The organism is Sphaerisporangium aureirubrum (assembly GCF_042658925.1).
Classification (GTDB): domain Bacteria; phylum Actinomycetota; class Actinomycetes; order Streptosporangiales; family Streptosporangiaceae; genus Sphaerisporangium; species Sphaerisporangium aureirubrum.
Genome location: NZ_JBHSRF010000170.1, coordinates 1 through 2,819 on the forward strand (window position 1 = coordinate 1; position 2,819 = coordinate 2,819).

Below are 2,819 nucleotides of genomic sequence, written 5' to 3' on the forward strand. Positions count from 1 at the left end.
AGCCCAGGCACAGCCAGTAGGACCGGTGGTGCCAGCGGCGCCAGGCCCAGAGCCCGGCCGCCGAGGCGGCCAGGACTCCGAGCGTGAGGAGGAGACCGTCAGACACCACGGGCCTCCGCGGTGGTGGCGGTCAGCAGTGCCGAGGCGCGGTAGGCGATGCCCCAGCGTCCCGACAGTTCCCACGCGTAGCCGACCAGGCCGACAGGCTTGACCTCGTTGCCGGGGAGGACCGGGGGTTCTCCGACGACGCCGATCTTGACCAGCTCGATCTTGCCGAAGGCGTCCTCCACGGAGAACAGCACCTCGTAGACGGTCTGGCCGCTGGCCTTGTCGATCTTGAGTTCGCCGGTCTCCTTGTTCACGATGCGCGGGCACGGGGCCTTCACGCAGATGAACTGGAGCCGGGAGACGTCGACCGGGATGGGGATGTTGCGCATGCTGAATACACCTCTCGTCGGCCTGCTGAGCAGGGCGTTAGGGACGAGGGAGATCGCACGCCGTCAGAATCCGGAGGCGATAGCATCGAAGCGCCAACTAGGGTGCTGACCGCATCCGGCCTGGGCGGGTCTCCCGCTCAGGCCACTTTCATGTGTGGCCTGTTTCCGCTCTCGGTGAGCGGACTATCTGTTTTGCCCCTGAAACGCAGAAGAGCGTTTGCGTTGGGCTGTCACCTCCTGTCCAGGAGAGCTTCAGCGACAACACAAACGCTACCTCGCACCGCGAGTATCTGCTAGTACTTTTAGTATTAGTACACGTACTTTTTCTACACTCCCACGCGGTCGGCGAGTTCCCGCAGCTCAGAGGAAGGCGGGTCTTGCATGGTCAGCAAATCGGACACCAACTGGTAGGTAATTCGGTGGTTCCGTATCTGCTCCGGTGTGATGGTCTCGGCTTCCAGTAGCGCGGCTACGGCCTCTTCGACCTGACGCCGCTGAGCATGCGCGCGGGCAAGGTCGATCTGAAGCCGAGCACGCCGTTCAGCGGAAAGCGGCGAGGTGTCCACCGCCGTCCCGACCCGCAGCGCGTGACCGGCGTCCCCCAGCTCGACCGCCACAGCCACCTCATGAAGCGCGACGTTGGCCGGCCCGAACTCGGTGTTGTAGTCGTTGCGCCCCTCTTCCAGCCGCTCCGCGACCTCACGAGCCCGCGCCAGATGCTGGTACGCGGCATCGGCCTCGTTCAACCGGGACGCCGCCACGGCCCGCTGCAAGGTAAGCCCACCCCACAACGACATGGCCTCGGGCTTGCCCTCGTCGACCAGGAACCACAGCGCCTCAGCGGCCGTCCGCGCCGTCTCCTCCGCCTGGTCGAAATGACGTGCCCCCAGGAAGACGAAGCCGAGCCGGAAAGCGCCGGCCGCCATCATCAGCGGATCACCCGCCCGCTCCGCCGCGACGATCGCCCGGTCAGCGGCGATCCACGCGGCCTCAGGTTCACCGAGCTTGGCGAGTGCCGCCGAGCACGCCTGATAGGTCACCGCGAGCATTTCGAACATCTCCGCCCGCCGTTCCTCAGGAGATGAGCGGGCAGCAGTCTCCAGTGCAGGAACCAGGCCACGCAGCAGGTCGGCCAGCTCCACATACCGGCTCTCGTGCGTCAGTTCCCAGGCCCGATCGACTCGCGGCTTGATCTCGGATGTGGCAGGAACGGGTGCCGAGTGCAGCATGGCCCGCAGCGAATGAGCCCCCGAGAGCACCAGGCGCAGACCGGCCGTTCCCGGTATCTCCTCGGTGGAGGCCGCGACCACCGGCGCCTCCGCCGCCAGCTCCGACAACGGTATGTCCAGAGCCTCGGCCACCTTCTCCAGAACGGACATGCGGTCGACCTTGCGCACACCGCGCTCCACCTGGGAGATCCACGCCACCGACCGATCGACCAGCCGCGCCAGCTCCGGCTGTGACAAGCCGCGCCGCTTACGCTCCTGAGCGATGCGCCGCCCCAGCGCTCGTTGGTACTCGGTGCTCACCCGGCCGTTCCCTTACCGGTCTGGAGGGACAGCCAGTCGACCTCCACCGAGGCCAGCAGCTCTTCCCGGGCCGCGAGAAACCGCCGGGTGTGCTCCTGCTCCTCATGCCTGTCGAACGCCGACCGGTCCCGGTACAGCTCGTAGAAGATCCGCTGAAGCGGCTGCCCCTCCACCAGGTGGGACGCGTACACCAGCGTCCCGGGCTCTCCGTCGCGGATCTTCTCGATGGTCTCGCCGACCAACTGATCAAACGCCGCCGCGCTCGCCTCGTCCTTACAGGTGAATCGGACCATCAGACCGAACATGAACGTCCTCCTTCGTCGCAGCCTCTACCAGAGCAGTACTTATTGTGCGTGGCAAGTACCGCAAGTGGCTTGCACTCTAAGTACTGTACTCGTACTTTAAGTACCAGGCATAGATGAGTGCCCCTGACCTGCTAGATCGCGAGGTGAGCCCGCGTGACCACACCCTCAAACGGCCATGAAGGCGCCAGAGAATGGCACCAGACCTTCCCCGGAAAAACAGAGCAGGTGCGCGCAGCCCGCCTCTTCGTCCAGGCCCATCTCCCCCACCACCCAGACGCCGACCTCATCGCCAGCGAACTAGCCACCAACGCCGTCGAACACACCCGCACCGGACAACCCGGCGGCATCTTCACCGCCACCGTCAAACACCACCCCGACGGCACCGCCTACATAGAGATCGCCGACCAAGGCGGCCCCACAGCATTCGGCACCCGCACCCCCACCCGCGAAGGCGGCCGAGGCCTCCACCTCGTAACCGCCCTCACCACCACCTGGGGAGTCAACGGCGACGCCGCCGGCCGCATCGTCTGGGTCCAACTCCCCCCACC

The 2,819-nt window shown here is 66.0% G+C and carries 4 protein-coding genes; 1 reads left to right on the forward strand and 3 read right to left on the reverse strand.

Features of this window, described 5'->3' with window-relative positions:
• Positions 1-98: 98 nt before the first annotated feature.
• The 3 genes from ACFP1K_RS40940 to ACFP1K_RS40950 all read right to left on the reverse strand — a co-directional run bounded on the left by ACFP1K_RS40940 (position 99) and on the right by ACFP1K_RS40950 (position 2,271).
• The gene (locus ACFP1K_RS40940) at positions 99-437 is read right to left on the reverse strand and encodes an SCO3933 family regulatory protein (RefSeq protein ID WP_380763971.1); all 339 of its coding nucleotides are present in this window, start codon (positions 435-437) and stop codon (positions 99-101) included.
• Positions 438-763: 326 nt separating this feature from the next.
• Complete coding sequence (locus ACFP1K_RS40945; protein ID WP_380763974.1) at positions 764-1,966, reverse strand: helix-turn-helix domain-containing protein; 1,203 nt, start codon at positions 1,964-1,966, stop codon at positions 764-766.
• Entirely contained in the window at positions 1,963-2,271 is a 309-nt protein-coding gene (locus ACFP1K_RS40950; protein WP_380763976.1) for a putative quinol monooxygenase, read from the reverse strand. Before ACFP1K_RS40950 ends, ACFP1K_RS40945 begins: the two co-directional genes overlap by 4 nt.
• Positions 2,272-2,424: 153 nt before the next feature.
• Here ACFP1K_RS40950 and ACFP1K_RS40955 point away from each other — a divergent pair.
• Positions 2,425-2,819, forward strand: a 395-nt coding sequence (locus ACFP1K_RS40955; RefSeq protein WP_380763978.1) for an ATP-binding protein, incomplete at its 3' end; no start/stop codon positions are given.

Bases quoted from the DNA above. Each gene is read 5' to 3' on its own strand.
- ACFP1K_RS40940 (WP_380763971.1), bottom strand. From the start codon at position 437: ATGCGCAACATCCCCATCCCGGTCGACGTCTCCCGGCTCCAGTTCATC.
- ACFP1K_RS40950 (WP_380763976.1), bottom strand. From the start codon at position 2,271: ATGTTCGGTCTGATGGTCCGATTCACCTGTAAGGACGAGGCGAGCGCG.